The sequence below is a fragment of the Amycolatopsis magusensis genome, assembly GCF_017875555.1.
In the GTDB taxonomy this organism is placed as follows: domain Bacteria; phylum Actinomycetota; class Actinomycetes; order Mycobacteriales; family Pseudonocardiaceae; genus Amycolatopsis; species Amycolatopsis magusensis.
Genome location: NZ_JAGGMS010000001.1, coordinates 8,651,754 through 8,666,426 on the forward strand (window position 1 = coordinate 8,651,754; position 14,673 = coordinate 8,666,426).

Annotated in this window: 13 protein-coding genes, 1 tRNA gene and 1 rRNA gene; 7 read left to right on the forward strand and 8 right to left on the reverse strand. The window is 68.6% G+C overall.

Going from position 1 to position 14,673, the window contains the following annotated elements; all coding sequences use genetic code 11:
• Nucleotides 1-69: 69 nt before the first annotated feature.
• A 16S ribosomal RNA gene (locus tag JOM49_RS38850) occupies nucleotides 70-1,586 on the reverse strand.
• 313 nt (nucleotides 1,587-1,899) lie between these two features.
• Nucleotides 1,900-2,739 carry an alpha/beta fold hydrolase gene (locus tag JOM49_RS38855; RefSeq protein ID WP_209669326.1) on the reverse strand — a complete coding sequence of 280 codons (840 nt, stop codon included), beginning with the start codon at nucleotides 2,737-2,739 and terminating at the stop codon, nucleotides 1,900-1,902.
• A gap of 111 nt (nucleotides 2,740-2,850) precedes the next feature.
• Here JOM49_RS38855 and JOM49_RS38860 point away from each other — a divergent pair, with 111 nt between their 5' ends.
• From JOM49_RS38860 to JOM49_RS38875, 4 genes are all read left to right on the forward strand, one after another.
• A complete protein-coding gene (locus tag JOM49_RS38860; protein WP_245369619.1) occupies nucleotides 2,851-3,471 on the forward strand; it encodes an acyl-CoA-like ligand-binding transcription factor in 621 nt (206 codons plus the stop codon).
• A gap of 83 nt (nucleotides 3,472-3,554) precedes the next feature.
• A complete protein-coding gene (locus JOM49_RS38865) occupies nucleotides 3,555-5,090 on the forward strand; it encodes an MDR family MFS transporter (RefSeq protein ID WP_209672156.1) in 1,536 nt (511 codons plus the stop codon).
• Nucleotides 5,091-5,101: 11 nt separating this feature from the next.
• Entirely contained in the window at nucleotides 5,102-5,935 is an 834-nt protein-coding gene (locus tag JOM49_RS38870) for an alpha/beta fold hydrolase (RefSeq protein ID WP_209669328.1), read from the forward strand.
• 10 nt (nucleotides 5,936-5,945) lie between these two features.
• Nucleotides 5,946-6,428 (forward strand): SixA phosphatase family protein, encoded by a 483-nt coding sequence (locus JOM49_RS38875; protein WP_209669330.1) that lies wholly within the window; start codon nucleotides 5,946-5,948, stop codon nucleotides 6,426-6,428.
• Here the strand turns inward: JOM49_RS38875 and JOM49_RS38880 are convergent.
• Together JOM49_RS38880 and JOM49_RS38885 are read right to left on the reverse strand one after the other, a co-directional pair.
• The gene (locus tag JOM49_RS38880; RefSeq protein ID WP_209669332.1) at nucleotides 6,415-7,239 is read right to left on the reverse strand and encodes a DMT family transporter; all 825 of its coding nucleotides are present in this window, start codon (nucleotides 7,237-7,239) and stop codon (nucleotides 6,415-6,417) included. The genes JOM49_RS38875 and JOM49_RS38880 overlap by 14 nt on opposite strands.
• Nucleotides 7,232-7,738, reverse strand: coding sequence for a MarR family winged helix-turn-helix transcriptional regulator (locus JOM49_RS38885; protein ID WP_209669334.1), 507 nt, complete (start codon nucleotides 7,736-7,738; stop codon nucleotides 7,232-7,234). Before JOM49_RS38885 ends, JOM49_RS38880 begins: the two co-directional genes overlap by 8 nt.
• 105 nt (nucleotides 7,739-7,843) lie before the next feature.
• On the opposite strand from JOM49_RS38885, the gene JOM49_RS38890 reads away from it, so the two are divergent.
• Complete coding sequence (locus JOM49_RS38890) at nucleotides 7,844-8,647, forward strand: NAD(P)H-binding protein (protein WP_209669336.1); 804 nt, start codon at nucleotides 7,844-7,846, stop codon at nucleotides 8,645-8,647.
• Nucleotides 8,648-8,706: 59 nt separating this feature from the next.
• Here JOM49_RS38890 and JOM49_RS38895 read toward each other — a convergent pair whose 3' ends face one another.
• The 4 genes from JOM49_RS38895 to JOM49_RS38910 all read right to left on the reverse strand — a co-directional run bounded on the left by JOM49_RS38895 (nucleotide 8,707) and on the right by JOM49_RS38910 (nucleotide 10,161).
• The gene (locus tag JOM49_RS38895; RefSeq protein WP_209669337.1) at nucleotides 8,707-8,949 is read right to left on the reverse strand and encodes a hypothetical protein; all 243 of its coding nucleotides are present in this window, start codon (nucleotides 8,947-8,949) and stop codon (nucleotides 8,707-8,709) included.
• A gap of 118 nt (nucleotides 8,950-9,067) precedes the next feature.
• Nucleotides 9,068-9,142: transfer RNA gene (locus tag JOM49_RS38900), tRNA-Val, on the reverse strand.
• A 45-nt stretch (nucleotides 9,143-9,187) separates the two neighbouring features.
• Nucleotides 9,188-9,649 carry a peroxiredoxin gene (locus tag JOM49_RS38905; protein WP_209669339.1) on the reverse strand — a complete coding sequence of 154 codons (462 nt, stop codon included), beginning with the start codon at nucleotides 9,647-9,649 and terminating at the stop codon, nucleotides 9,188-9,190.
• 92 nt (nucleotides 9,650-9,741) lie between these two features.
• A complete protein-coding gene (locus JOM49_RS38910; RefSeq protein ID WP_209669341.1) occupies nucleotides 9,742-10,161 on the reverse strand; it encodes a DUF3052 domain-containing protein in 420 nt (139 codons plus the stop codon).
• Nucleotides 10,162-10,556: 395 nt separating this feature from the next.
• On the opposite strand from JOM49_RS38910, the gene aceE reads away from it, so the two are divergent.
• Both aceE and JOM49_RS38920 read left to right on the forward strand, forming a co-directional pair.
• Entirely contained in the window at nucleotides 10,557-13,364 is a 2,808-nt protein-coding gene (gene aceE, locus JOM49_RS38915; RefSeq protein WP_209669343.1) for a pyruvate dehydrogenase (acetyl-transferring), homodimeric type, read from the forward strand.
• 78 nt (nucleotides 13,365-13,442) lie between these two features.
• Nucleotides 13,443-14,654 (forward strand): alpha-hydroxy acid oxidase, encoded by a 1,212-nt coding sequence (locus JOM49_RS38920; protein ID WP_308159020.1) that lies wholly within the window; start codon nucleotides 13,443-13,445, stop codon nucleotides 14,652-14,654.
• Nucleotides 14,655-14,673 lie beyond the last annotated feature (19 nt).

The window sequence follows — 14,673 nt, forward strand, 5'->3', positions numbered from 1 at the left end:
TTGAACCCTGGCCACCCCATGAATCGTTGATCCGGGTATCCCGGCGACCATGGATGTGTTGCTCCTTAGAAAGGAGGTGATCCAGCCGCACCTTCCGGTACGGCTACCTTGTTACGACTTCGTCCCAATCGCCAGTCCCACCTTCGACCACTCCCTCCCACAAGGGGTTGGGCCATGGGCTTCGGGTGTTACCGACTTTCATGACGTGACGGGCGGTGTGTACAAGGCCCGGGAACGTATTCACCGCAGCGTTGCTGATCTGCGATTACTAGCGACTCCGACTTCACGCAGTCGAGTTGCAGACTGCGATCCGAACTGAGACCGGCTTTAAGGGATTCGCTCCACCTCGCGGTATCGCAGCCCTCTGTACCAGCCATTGTAGCATGTGTGAAGCCCTGGACATAAGGGGCATGATGACTTGACGTCATCCCCACCTTCCTCCGAGTTGACCCCGGCAGTCTCCCACGAGTCCCCGGCCGAACCGCTGGCAACATAGGATAAGGGTTGCGCTCGTTGCGGGACTTAACCCAACATCTCACGACACGAGCTGACGACAGCCATGCACCACCTGTACACCAACCACAAGGGAAGCCCTATCTCTAGGGATGTCTGGCGCATGTCAAGCCCAGGTAAGGTTCTTCGCGTTGCATCGAATTAATCCACATGCTCCGCCGCTTGTGCGGGCCCCCGTCAATTCCTTTGAGTTTTAGCCTTGCGGCCGTACTCCCCAGGCGGGGCGCTTAATGCGTTAGCTACGGCACGGACAACGTGGATGTCGCCCACACCTAGCGCCCAACGTTTACAGCGTGGACTACCAGGGTATCTAATCCTGTTCGCTCCCCACGCTTTCGCTCCTCAGCGTCAGTATCGGCCCAGAGACCCGCCTTCGCCACCGGTGTTCCTCCTGATATCTGCGCATTTCACCGCTACACCAGGAATTCCAGTCTCCCCTACCGAACTCAAGTCTGCCCGTATCGACCGCAAGCTGGAGGTTAAGCCTCCAGTTTTCACGGCCGACGCGACAAACCGCCTACGAGCTCTTTACGCCCAATAATTCCGGACAACGCTCGCACCCTACGTATTACCGCGGCTGCTGGCACGTAGTTAGCCGGTGCTTCTTCTACAGGTACCGTCAGTTGCCCTTCGTCCCTGTCGAAAGAGGTTTACAACCCGAAGGCCGTCATCCCTCACGCGGCGTCGCTGCATCAGGCTTGCGCCCATTGTGCAATATTCCCCACTGCTGCCTCCCGTAGGAGTCTGGGCCGTGTCTCAGTCCCAGTGTGGCCGGTCGCCCTCTCAGGCCGGCTACCCGTCGTCGCCTTGGTAGGCTTTTACCCCACCAACAAGCTGATAGGCCGCGGGTTCATCCCATACCGCCGGAGCTTTCCACCACACACCATGCGATGCGCAGTCATATCCGGTATTAGACCCCGTTTCCAGGGCTTATCCCAAAGTACAGGGCAGATTACCCACGTGTTACTCACCCGTTCGCCACTAATCCACCCCGAAGGGCTTCATCGTTCGACTTGCATGTGTTAAGCACGCCGCCAGCGTTCGTCCTGAGCCAGGATCAAACTCTCCAACAATGAATTTGATCTAGACTATTCTAGTATTCTCAAAGGAAACCCCGACGAGGGGGTTTCATATAAGCTCTACTGGCTTAGTTCACTAGCACACTGTTGAGTTCTCAAGCAACACACTACGAGGTTTTTGGCCCTGAACCAGCCTACCCGGCGTCGAACCACTCGGATTCAGTGGGGGTAGCGACTGTCTCAGATTTGGGACCACCCACTCTACCACAAGGTGGGAGCTTGGTTCGTGGTCCCGGCGGCCGCCCGGTCTCCCTGGCGACGAAGAGAACATTACACGGCGGTTTTGGGCCGGAAACAGGGGGGTCCCTTAAGCCGATCTTGCCTGGTAGAAGGCGGTGAGCGCCTGGTTCAGCGGCTCGGCGGGCCAGAGCGGGAGCGAGTGGTGGGTCGCCTCGGGCAGCGTCACGACCGTCAGAGAGCCCGGGCCGAGCGCGGCGCGGGCGTTCGCCTCGACCTTCCGGGCGTCGTGCGCGCGGCTCCGGCCCGCGAGCACCAGCAGCACCGGCATCTTGGGCCGCGGCGACCGCGGCCGCTCACCGGCGACGATCTTCGAGGACGGGAACCCCGCCCCCAGTGCCACCAGCTCCAGCCAGTCCGGGTCGACCGGCGCACCGCCGAGCTCCCAGTGGAGCAACGACCGTTCGCGCGCCACCGAAGGACGCAGCAACGACGGCAACGCCCGGAGCAGGTAGCTCACGCGAAAACCGGCGAAGCACTGCGTCGGGTCCAGCAGGGCCAGCTTCCCCACGCGGGCGGGCGCGCGCAGCGCGTACGAGAGCGCCAGCCAGGCGCCGTACGAATGCCCGCACAGGCCGGCGCCGGAGAGGCGGAAGTGCCGGAACACCGAGTCCAGCCAGTCGAGCAGGTCTCCCGGGCGGCGGAACGGGCGGCCGTTGTGCACGCTCCGGCCGGGCCCGCCGAGCTGGTCCACCGCGTAGACCCGGTGCGCCCGGCTCAGCTCCGCGATGTTGGCCAGCCACACCGCCGAGGTCGCACCCCCACCGTGCAGCAACACCAGCGGGGCACCGCCCGGCGGACCGCAGACCCGCACCCGGGTTGTGCCGAACTCCGACACCACGTCCACCGGCTCTGCTTCGACCGGCCACTTCGCCAGCACCGCGTCGTACGCGGCGAAGAATGCCTCCACCCGGCCATCATGCCCAGGTTCTCGACGCCGGGTCGGGAGCCGCTCGACGGAGACCCGTTTCACAATCTGCAAGTTTGCAGATCCTGCAAAAATCTTGCTACCTTGGCCGACATGAACCAGCCGATGGGTTTGCGTGAGCGCAAGAAGTACGCCACGCACCGCACCCTGGCCGCGACCGCGGTCCGGCTGGCCGCCGCCCACGGCCTGGACCAGGTCACGGTCGAGGACATCGCCACCGAGGCCGGGGTCTCGCCGCGGACCTTCTTCAACTACTTCGCGTCCAAAGAGGACGCCGTGCTGATCGCCTACCCCGATCACGAAGAGCGCACCCGCCAGGCGATCGACCGGTTCCTGGCCGCACCGGCCACGACACCCGCGCTGGAGGCGCTGATCCAGGCGATCCGGCCGGACATCGAGAACATCGAGGCCGACCGCGAGGAATGGCTCGCGCGGATGTCGGTGATCGAGGCGAACCCGGCGCTGGTCTCCCGCGTGATCGCGTCCCAGGCAGGCACCCAGCAGACGATGGTCGCCGCCATCGCCGAGCGCACCGGGCTCGACCCGGAGAAGGACCTCTACCCCGGCCTGCTCTTCGGCGTGGTCGGGCACGCCATGCAGGCCGCGGTCCGCCGCTGGCACGCCTTCGGTGGCGAGGAGCCGCTCACCGAACTGATCGACCAGGCCTGGGCGGCGCTCGCCGCCGGGCTGCCGGATCCCGGCACCCGCCACTGACCCCCGTCCGCCGCGACGGGAACAAGCACCGCTACCAAGGGGGTTTCGTGTCTGTAACAGCTGACCCGGTGGAGCCGTCCACCATGGGCAGAAAGCAGGTCGTGGAGGCGTTCTCCGGGCTGCTGATGGGTATGTTCGTCGCCATCCTGGCCTCGACCGTGGTGGCCAACGCGCTGCCGCGGATCGTCGCCGACCTCGGCGGCTCGCAGTCCTCGTACACCTGGGTGGTCACCACCGAGCTGCTCGCGATGACCGCGACCGTGCCGCTCTGGGGCAAGCTCGCCGACCTGTACAACAAGAAGCTGCTGGTCCAGCTCTCGCTCGCGCTCTTCGTGCTGGGCTCGCTGGTCGCCGGGTTCTCGCAGGGGATCGAGGTGCTGATCGCCAGCCGGATCGCGCAGGGCATCGGTGCCGGTGGCCTGACCGCGCTGGCGCCGATCATCCTGGCGCTCATCGTCTCCCCGCGTGAGCTGGGCAAGTACTCCGGCATCTTCGGCGCGGTCTTCGCCGTGGGCACGGTGGCCGGTCCGCTGATCGGCGGGCTGCTGGTGGACACCTCGTGGCTGGGCTGGCGCTGGTGCTTCTTCCTCGGGGTGCCGCTGGCGATCGCGGCGATCCTGCTGCTGCAGCGCACGCTGAACCTGCCGACCGTGCGCAAGGAGGTCAAGATCGACTACCTGGGCGCGGCGCTGATCATGTCCGGCGTCTCGGTGCTCCTGGTGTGGACCTCGATGGCGGGCAACCAGTTCGACTGGTGGTCCGGCTGGACGGTGGCGATGGTCGGCGGCGGCCTGGCGATCCTGGCGCTGGCGGTCTTCGTCGAGTCGAAGGTGCCCGAGCCGATCGTGCCGCTGAGCCTGTTCCGCAACCGCACGGTCTCGCTCACCACCCTCGCCAGCTTCCTGGTGGGCATGGCGATGTTCGCCGGCACGGTGTTCCTGTCGCAGTACTTCCAGCTCTCGCTGGGCAAGACGCCGACCCAGGCCGGGCTGATGAGCCTGCCGATGATCTTCGGCCTGCTCGTCTCCTCCACCGTGTCCGGGCAGCTGATCAGCAGGACCGGCGTGTGGAAGAAGTACGTGCTGCTCGGCGGGGTGCTGATGGTGGCGGGCCTGCTGCTGCTCGGCACGATCGGCGCGGGCACCTCGGTGCTGCTGCTCAGCGTGTACATGTTCGTGCTGGGTACCGGGATCGGCATGCTGATGCAGAACCTGGTGCTGGTGGCGCAGAACGACGTGCCGGCGCACGAACTCGGCACGGCCACCTCGACGCTGTCGTTCTTCCGCAGCCTCGGCGGGTCGATCGGGGTCAGCGCGCTGGGCGCGGTGCTGGCGAACCGGGTGACCACGCTGACCGCGGAGGGCCTCGGCCCGATGGCGGCCGGGGCCGGCGCCGGTGAGGGCGGCGGGCACGGCTCGGTGCCGGACCTGTCCACCTTGCCCGAGCCGATCGCGAACGTGATCCGCGAGGCCTACGGCGCGGCGACCAGCGAGATCTTCCTGATCGGTGCGCCGATCGCGGTGATCGCGGTGGTGGTCATCACGTTCATCAAGCAGATTCCGCTGAAGACCGAGAGCGGCGCGCAACGCCTCGCGAACGAGGACGCGCTCTCGCATTAAGGTCGGCAACCGTGACCGAACAGCTCAGCATCGACACCCCGGCCGGTTCGTTCGACGCGATCGCGGCCGGGCCGCTCGACGGCCGTCCGGTCCTGCTGCTGCACGGCTTCCCCGAGGCGTCGCTCACCTGGGAGCACCAGGTGGCGGCGCTCGGGGCGGCCGGCTGCCGGGCGGTCGCCCCGGACCAGCGCGGCTACTCCCCCGGCGTCCGGCCCGAGCAGGCCAGCGAGTACTCGATCGACGAACTGGTCGGCGACGTGCTGGCGATCGCCGGGGAACTCGGCTGGGGCCGGTTCGACCTGGCCGGGCACGACTGGGGCGCCGCGGTCGCCTGGTGGACCGCCGACGCGCACCCGGACCGGCTGCGCACGCTCACCGCGGTGTCCACCCCGCACCCCGCCGCGCTCGCCGCGGCCATGAAGACCGACGAGGACCAGCACCTGCGCTCGGCGTACATGACCGAATGGCGCCAGACCAGGGTCACCGAGCGCCGGATGCTGGAGAACAACGCCGAAGCGCTGCGCCGGATGTTCGAGTGGAAGGTGCCGCCGAGCCGGGTCGAGGAGTACGTCCAGCGGTTGTCCGAACCAGGCGCGCTCACCGCTGCGCTGAACTGGTACCGCGCGGGCCGTCCCGGCGGGAAGATCGGCAAGATCAGCGTGCCCACGTGCTACGTGTGGAGCACCGAGGACGTGGCTTTCGGCTCGACGGCGGCGCTGGACACGGAGAACTGGGTGAGCGCGGCGTACCGGTTCGAGATGTTCGAGGACGTTTCGCACTGGGTGCCCGAAGAGGCGCCGGAGGCCCTCACCGCCGTCCTGCTTGAACACCTTTACGCGCATTAGGCTCGCGGCCATGCGCCTGATCGTGATGCGGCACGCGAAATCCGCCTGGCCCGACGGGATCGCGGACTTCGACCGCCCACTCAACGAACGCGGACTGCGCGACGCGCCCGCCGCCGGTCGCTGGATCCGGGAGAACGGCCCCGCGCCGCAGGTGGTGGTGTGTTCGCCCGCGGTCCGGGCCCGCACCACCTGCGACCTGGTCACCACCGAACTTCCCGCACAACCCGAACTGCGCCACGAGGACCGGCTCTACGGCGAACCCGCCGAGACGCTGGTCGAGGTGCTCCGCGAACTGCCCGCCGTCGAGACGGTGATGGTCGTGGGCCACAACCCGGTGCTCGAAGACCTGGTCGCGCTGCTCACCGGGGTCACCGTGGAGATGAAGACCTCGACCATCGCGGTGCTGACCGGGGACCGGCCGTGGGCCGAGGCCGGCGAGAACTGGGCGAAGCTGGACACGGTCACCACCCCGCGGGGCGTCAGCCCAGCGTGATCAGCACGATCGCGGCGACGGCCCCGAGCAGTCCCGCGGTCTGCGTCCGATTGACGCGCTCGCCGAGGAACAGCATCGCGAGCACCACCGGGATCGCCGGGTAGAGCGCCGAAAGCACGGTCGCCATCGAGACCAGTTGCTGCTGCGTGGCGTACCAGTACAGCAGGAGCGCGATGCTGCCGAGCACGCCCGCGGCACCGGCCGACACCGCGGGCCTCGGCGGTATCCGCAGCGGTTGACGGGTGCCGAGCAGCAAAACCGCGATCACCACGACCGAGCTGACGCGGCTGGCCGCGATCGGCCACAGCCCGGCGTCCGCCGGCACTCGCGCCATGGCCAGGAACTGCACGGCGAAGCCGATCCCGGCGATGACCGCGTCGACGAAACCGGGCGGCGGCTTCCGCTCGGCCCGTCCGGTTCGTGACACCAGCCACACCGCGGCGAGCGCGCAGACCACCCCGGCCCCGGCGATCAGCGAGAACCGTTCGCCGAGCAGGACCACCCCGGCGAGCACGGGGATGGCGACCGCGCCGAGGTCGCTGATCGGCACCACCACGCTCATCGCACCGCGCCCGATCGCGCGGTACAGGAACGCGACCCCGACGCCGGTACCGATCCCGGACAGCAGGCCGTAGCCGAGTCCGCCGCCGGTACCGCCCGCGAGGAAGGCCGCCGGGACGGCCACCGCGGTGCCGCCGAGCTGGGCGTGGAACGAGACGGTCATGCCCGGCCGCGCCCGCGACAGCAGGCCGTTCGCGAAGTGCGTGACGCCGAAGCACAACGCCGAGGTCAGCGCGAGCAGTTCACCCATAGCCGCGGCACTCCTCCCCGACCGGGCAGCGGGTGCACACCTGCCGGTCGCACAGGCGGCACAGCAGGTATTCGGACCGCCGGTCCTCCACCAGGCCCGCGAGCAACGCCTCCAACGCGGGCGCGAACGCTCGCACCTGGTCGTCGGTCAGTGGTTCGAGCAGCTCCAGCAGGACCTGGCTCCTGGCTTCGAGCAGGGCTTCGGCCCTGGTCCGGCCGGCCGCGGTCAGCGTCAGCCGGACACCGCGGCCGCCGGGGTGGTGGCGCTCGACCAGTCCGGCGGCGATCAGCGTGTCGAGCATGCGGGCGGTGGCGGGCTGGCTGAGCCCGATGCGCGCGCCGAGTTCGGTGCCGCCGATGCCGGGCTCGACCAGCAGCGTCGACAACGCGGCGGCACCGCTGGTGCTCACCCCCGCGGCCCGTGCCGCTTCCCCGCTGACGCGCTCGGCCACGGCCAGCGCCCCGGCTCCGAGCAGATTGGCCACCCGCGATCTATTCATAACTCATGCATAGGTCATGGCGATGTGACGCGCAACTCCGGCGATTGACTTGAACCTTCGTTCAACTCCTAGCGTTGCGGAAGTCGTCGATCGAAGGGAAATGCCATGTCACAGCGTGTTTTGGTGATCGGAGCCACGGGCAACGTCGGCCGGGAACTGCTGCCCCAGTTGCTCGCCGAAGACGTGCGGGTCCGGGCGCTGGTGCGCAAGCCCACTTCGCTGCCCGAGGGGGTCGAGCAGGTCGTCGGCAATCTGACCGAGCCGGCGAGCATCGACACCGACGGGTTCGACACCGTGTTCCTGGTGTGGCCGATGTTCGACACCACGCTGGTGCCCGAGGTGCTCCGGCGCCTGCGAGCGCGGCGGATCGTCTACCTGTCCGCGGAAGGCGTGCCGTTCCACGCCGAGGTGGAGCGACTGGTCGAAGACGCGGTGCCCGAGTGGACCTTCCTGCGGCCGTCGGGTTTCGCCACGAACACCCTGGGCTGGGCGGACCAGATCCGGGCGGGTGACGTGGTGCGCTGGCCGTTCGCCGAAGCCCGGCGCTCCCTGATCCACGAGGCCGACATCGCCGCCGTCGCCACCCGCGCCCTGCTCGACGACGGGCACCAGGGGCGGAAGTACTACTTCAGCGGCCCCGAAGCGATCAGCCAGGCCGAGCAGGTGCGCCAGATCGGCGAGGCGATCGGCCGCCCGCTGCGGTTCGAAGAACTGCCGCCGGACGCCGCGCGTGAACTGCTGCTGGCGCGGGGCTGGGACCCCACCTTCGCCACGGGCGCCCTGGACGCCTGGGGAGCCATGGTCACCGAGCCGGAGCGGGTGAACGAAGTGGTGCGGGAAATCACCGGCCGCGCTCCACGCTCATTCCGCGAATGGGCCACCGACCGGGCCGCCGCGTTCCGGGCATAGCGCGAGGGCCGTGCCGGGGAACTCGAAGTCCCCCGGCACGGCCCTCAGGCGCGTCAGCCTCAGAGATTCGCGTACAGGCCCCAGTGGAAGTACATCGGCGTGTCGTACACGCAGATCCACTCGTCCCAGTCGCCGTTGACGAAACCGGTCCGGCCGGTCATCTCGCAGTCGTCGTGGCTGATGTAGAAGTTGATGAGCTCGTAGCCCTCGGCCTGTGCCGCGCTCGCGTTCACCGCGCCGACCGAAGCGAAGGCGGCGACGGCCATCCCGGCGACGGCGATCCGCCGCAAGGTGTTCTTCATGTTCTCCCCAGAGTCCCAACTCGATGATCCTGAAAGTGGACAGCGGGAGGTTACCGGAGGCAGTGGCCACTCAGTGGGCCGAACGGACCCATTCAGCCCTGGCTGAAACGGGGTCAGGTGGTGGGCGCAGCAGGATTCGAACCTGCGACCGCTCGGGTGTAAACCGAGTGCTCTCCCGCTGAGCTATGCGCCCCGACGGCGGCACCCCACGCGTGGGGTGCCGCCGCGGAAAACTGCGTCAGGCCAGTTCGGCGACGGCCTTCTTCCAGGCCGCCTGGTCGCGCGCCTCGCCGGGCTGGTTGATCTCGGCGAACCGCACGACGCCTTCGGTGTCGATCAGGAAGGTGCCGCGGTTGGCCAGGCCGGCCGCTTCGTTGAACACGCCGTAGGTCTTGGCGACCTCGCCGTGCGGCCAGAAGTCCGACAGCAGCGGGAACTGGTAGCCCTGCTGCTCGGCCCAGGCCTTCAGCGAGAACGGTGTGTCCACCGACACGCCGATCACCTGCACGCCCTTGCCGTCGTACTCGGCGAACTCGTCCCGGAGCTGGCACAGCTCGCCCTGGCAGGTGCCGCTGAACGCGAACGGGTAGAAAACCAGGAGCACCGGCTTCTCACCCTGGAACGACGACAGGCTGACCGCCTGCTTGTTGTAGTCGTTGAGTGTGAAGTCCGGGGCCTTCGAACCGACCTCGACCGCCATGTGTTCCTCTCCCGCTGCTCGACGAACCTGGGGACTGCCCACGCAACCCTATCGTGCGAACGGCCCGCTCCACCCCGGCACCGCGAGCGTGCTCACTTCTTGGACCGCGGCACCAGGCGGGTACCCGACCAGCCAGGGCCGACGCTGATGTTGGAGGTCTGCGACAGCCCCACCGCGGGCACCACTTCGGCGACCTCGCTGGGTTCGACGTGGCCCGGCTGGCCCGTCTTCGGCGTCAGGACCCAGATCACCCCGTCGTCGCTCAGCGGCTGCCTGACCTCGATCAGCGCGTCCCCGAGGTCACCGTCGTCCTCGCGCCACCACAGCAGCACCACATCGATGACCTCCTGGGCGTCCTCGTCGAGGATCTCCCCGCCGATCTGCTCCTCGATCGCCGCACGAAGGTCGTCGTCGACGTCCTCGTCCCAGCCGATCTCCTGGACCACCATGTCCGGCTTGATCCCAAGCCTCTCGGCGACGCTGTTCTGCCCAGCGTCTCCCGCGGCGACCACGACTCAACTCCTCCAGGTAGCTTCTCGTCCGGCCGGTTCCGGCCGCACGTCCGACATGAATGGGGTTAGCGAACACTGACGAGGCTGTCCGCGCAACCGTCCACACCGGATCATCGCCCAAGTCGTGCCCCAGTGCGAGGGCACCCGGCCGGTTGATCCGACCACCGTAGGGCGCCGCGCCCGCACGCCCGCGACCGGGCTGCCCTAGGGTGGGTGGCAGTCGCGCGCGCGATACACCCGCAGGCGGGAGGCACCCTGGACGGGGCCGCGGACGTTACCGCTCAGTAGCGGTGACGCGGGCAGCGCGGGCGACGACGATGGCACCTGCGGCGGAACCCCAACGCGCCGGCCATGGACCAGACAAACAGCGCAACCAAGTACGGCGAGGAGAACCCTTGGCCCCCCCAAGCAACGAGGCCGGGCGCGGCAACGCTTCCGGCCTCCAGGCCCCGGCGCGGGTCCGCGTCATCCGTGACGGTCTGGCCGCGCACCTGCCCGACATCGACCCGGAGGAGACCGCCGAATGGCTGGACTCCTTCGACGCGGCACTGGCCAGGGGCGGTCAGCAGCGTGCGCGTTACCTGATGCTGCGGGTACTGGAACGCGCTCGTGAGCGCAACATCGGCGTACCCCCGCTGACGGCCACGGACTACGTCAACACCATCCCGACCGAGAACGAGCCGTGGTTCCCCGGTGACGAGGAGCTCGAGCGCCGCTACCGGGCCTTCATCCGGTGGAACGCGGCGATCATGGTGCACCGCGCGCAGCGGCCGGGGGTGAGCGTCGGCGGGCACATCTCCACCTACGCCTCCTCCGCGGCGCTCTACGAAGTCGGTTTCAACCACTTCTTCCGCGGCAAGGACCACTCGGGTGGTGGCGACCAGATCTACATCCAGGGCCACGCCTCCCCCGGTGTCTACGCTCGCGCGTTCCTCGAAGGCAGGCTGAGCGAGCAGCAGCTCGACGGCTTCCGCCAGGAGTTTTCGCACGCCGGCGCGGGCGGCGGCCTCCCGTCGTACCCGCACCCGCGGCTGATGCCGGACTTCTGGGAGTACCCGACGGTGTCCATGGGCCTCGGCCCGATGAACGCGATCTACCAGGCCCGGTTCAACCGGTACCTGCGCGACCGCGGCATCAAGGACACCAGCGACCAGCACGTCTGGGCGTTCCTCGGCGACGGCGAGATGGACGAGCCGGAATCACGCGGCCTGATCCACGTGGCCGCCGGCGAGGGCCTGGACAACCTGACCTTCGTGATCAACTGCAACCTGCAGCGGCTCGACGGGCCGGTCCGCGGGAACGGCAAGATCATCCAGGAGCTGGAGTCGTACTTCCGCGGCGCGGGCTGGAACGTGATCAAGGTCATCTGGGGCCGCGAGTGGGACGCCCTGCTGCACGGCGACCGCGACGGCGCGCTGATCAACCTGATGAACACCACGCCCGACGGTGACTTCCAGACCTACAAGGCCAACGACGGCGCGTTCGTCCGCGAGCACTTCTTCGGCCGCGACCCGCGGGCGAAGGAGCTGGTCAAGGACCTCTCCGACGCCGACATCTGGAACCTCAAGCGCGGCGGGCACGACTACCGCAAGGTCTACGCGGCGTACAAGGCGGCGCTGGAGCACCACGGCCAGCCGACGGTGATCCTGGCGCACACCATCAAGGGCTACGGCCTGGGCCCGGCGTTCGAGGGCCGCAACGCCACGCACCAGATGAAGAAGCTCACCCTCGACGACCTCAAGCTCTTCCGGGACTCCCAGCGCATCCCGATCAGCGACGAGGAGCTCGAGCGCGACCCGAAGCTGCCGCCGTACTACCACCCCGGCGAGGACTCGCCGGAGATCGAGTACCTGCTCAGCAGGCGGCGCACGCTCGGCGGGTTCCTGCCGGAGCGCCGCGGCAAGGCCAAGGCGCTGGTGCTGCCCGGCGACAAGGTCTACGAGGGCATCCGCAAGGGTTCGGGCAAGCAGGAGGTGGCCACCACGATGGCCATCGTCCGGCTGATCCGCGAGCTGGCCAAGGACAGCGAGATCGGCAAGCGGATCGTGCCGATCATCCCGGACGAGGCCCGCACCTTCGGCCTGGACTCGATGTTCCCGACGGCCAAGATCTACAACCCGCACGGGCAGACCTACACCTCGGTCGACGCCAAGCTGATGCTGGCGTACAAGGAGTCCGAGCAGGGCCAGCTGCTGCACGAGGGCATCAACGAGGCGGGTTCGACGGCCTCGTTCACCGCGGTGGGCACCTCGTACGCCACGCACGGCGAGCCGATGATCCCGATCTACATCTTCTACTCGATGTTCGGGTTCCAGCGGACCGGCGACGGGCTGTACGCGGCAGCCGACCAGATGACCCGCGGGTTCGTGCTAGGCGCCACCGCCGGTCGCACCACGCTGACCGGTGAGGGCCTGCAGCACGCCGACGGGCACTCGCTGCTGCTCGCCTCGACGAACCCGGCCGTGGTCGCCTACGACCCGGCTTACTCGTTCGAGATCGCCCACATCGTCAAGGACGGGCTCCGCCGGATGTACGGCGAGACCGGCCCGGACGGCAACGGTGAGAACATCTTCTACTACCTCACCATCTACAACGAGCCGTACCAGCAGCCGGCCGAGCCGGAGAACCTCGACGTGGACGGGCTGCTCAAGGGCCTGTACCGGTACGCCGAGGCTCCCGCTGGCGACGGTCCGGAGGCGCAGATCCTGGTCTCCGGCGTGACCATGCCGGACGCGCTCAAGGCGCAGGCCATGCTCGAAGAGGAATGGGGGGTGCGGGCCGCGGTGTGGTCGGCCACCTCGTGGACCGAGTTGCGCCGCGAGGCGGTGGACGCGGACCGGGACAACCTGCTCCACCCGGCCGACTCGCCGCGTGTGCCGTTCGTCACGCAGGCGCTGAAGGACGCGGACGGCCCGGTCGTGGCGGTGTCGGACTGGATGCGCTCGGTGCCGGACCTGATCCGCCCGTGGGTGCCCGGCGACATGCTGACCCTGGGCACCGACGGGTTCGGGTTCTCCGACACCCGGCCTGCCGCGCGCCGGCACTTCCTGGTCGACGCCCAGTCGATCGTGGTCGGCACGCTGACCGCGCTGGCCAACCAGGGCAAGGTGGACCGGGCGAAGGTGGTCGAGGCGTCGCGCAAGTACCGCATCGACGACGTCACCGCGGCCGGTCCGCAGACCTCGGACGCGGGCAACGCCTGAGCGAAGGTGCTAGAAAGGGGCCCCGGCAGACATCTGATGTCTGCCGGGGCCCGCTTGCTCGGAAAGGGAGATGATCGCGTGACGAAGCGCCGCCTGCCCCGCCCGGCCGAACTGGCCGAGATCCTGCGCCCGAAGCCGTTCAAGCTGAACCCGACCGAGCGCAGGCTGGCGAACGCGCACACGATCGCCGACCTGCGCACCATCGCGCGGCGGCGGAGCCCGCGCGCGGTGTTCGACTACACCGATGGCGCGGCCGAACTCGAAGACAGCCTGCTCCGCGCGCGCCAGGCGTTCCGGCGGGTGGAGTTCCAGCCGCGCGTACTGCGCGATGTGTCCGATGTGGACACTTCGAAGGACATCCTCGGGCAGCGCTCCGCCCTGCCGTTCGCTTTCGCGCCAACGGGTTTCACGCGGATGATGAACCACGAGGGCGAGCCCGCGGTGGCCAGGGTCGCCGAGCGGGCCGGGATCCCGTACGCGCTGTCGACCATGGGCACCACCTCGATCGAAGCGGTCGCCGAAGCGGCGCCGAACGCGCGGAAGTGGTTCCAGCTCTACGTCTGGCGCGACCGCGAGGCCGGTAAGGACCTGGTGCAGCGTGCCGGGGAGAACGGCTACGACACGCTCCTGCTGACCGTCGACGTGCCGGTCGGCGGGGCGCGGATGCGGGACGTGCGCAACGGGCTGACCATCCCGCCCGCGCTGACCCTGAAGACCTTCGCCGACGGGGCGATGCACCCGGCGTGGTGGTTCAACCTGCTCACCACCGAGCCGCTCACCTTCGCCTCGCTGACCTCGTGGAACGGCACCGTCGCGGAACTGCTGAACACCCTGTTCGACCCGGCGCTCAACTTCGACGACCTGGCCTGGCTGCGTGAGCTGTGGCCGGGGAAGCTGGTGGTCAAGGGCATCCAGAACCCGGCGGACGCACGCGAGGTGATCAAGCTCGGCGCGGACGCGGTGATCGTGTCCAACCACGGCGGCCGCCAGCTCGACCGCGCGCCGACACCGCTCGAACTGCTCCCCCGCGTGCTCGACGCCGTCGAAGGCGGCGGCGAGGTGTGGCTGGACGGCGGCATCCTCTCCGGCGCGGACATCATCGCCGCGCTCGCGAACGGCGCCGACGCCTGCCTGGTCGGGCGCGCCTACCTGTACGGGCTGATGGCCGGGGGCGAGCGCGGGGTGCAGCGGGCGCTGGAGATCCTGCAGACCGAGATCGTGCGGACCATGCGCCTACTCGGCGTGCGCTCCCTCGCGGAGCTCACCAGTAGCCACGCCCACATCCGCTGACCCGGCGCCCGCCCGAGTG

Coding starts and splice junctions, on each gene's coding strand:
- JOM49_RS38905 (WP_209669339.1), bottom strand. CDS start 9,649: ATGGCGGTCGAGGTCGGTTCGAAGGCCCCGGACTTCACACTCAACGAC.
- JOM49_RS38860 (WP_245369619.1), top strand. CDS start 2,851: ATGAACCAGCCGATGGGTTTGCGTGAGCGCAAGAAGTACGCCACGCAC.
- JOM49_RS38865 (WP_209672156.1), top strand. CDS start 3,555: ATGGGCAGAAAGCAGGTCGTGGAGGCGTTCTCCGGGCTGCTGATGGGT.
- JOM49_RS38880 (WP_209669332.1), bottom strand. CDS start 7,239: ATGGGTGAACTGCTCGCGCTGACCTCGGCGTTGTGCTTCGGCGTCACG.
- JOM49_RS38885 (WP_209669334.1), bottom strand. CDS start 7,738: ATGAATAGATCGCGGGTGGCCAATCTGCTCGGAGCCGGGGCGCTGGCC.
- JOM49_RS38890 (WP_209669336.1), top strand. CDS start 7,844: ATGTCACAGCGTGTTTTGGTGATCGGAGCCACGGGCAACGTCGGCCGG.
- JOM49_RS38895 (WP_209669337.1), bottom strand. CDS start 8,949: ATGAAGAACACCTTGCGGCGGATCGCCGTCGCCGGGATGGCCGTCGCC.
- JOM49_RS38875 (WP_209669330.1), top strand. CDS start 5,946: ATGCGCCTGATCGTGATGCGGCACGCGAAATCCGCCTGGCCCGACGGG.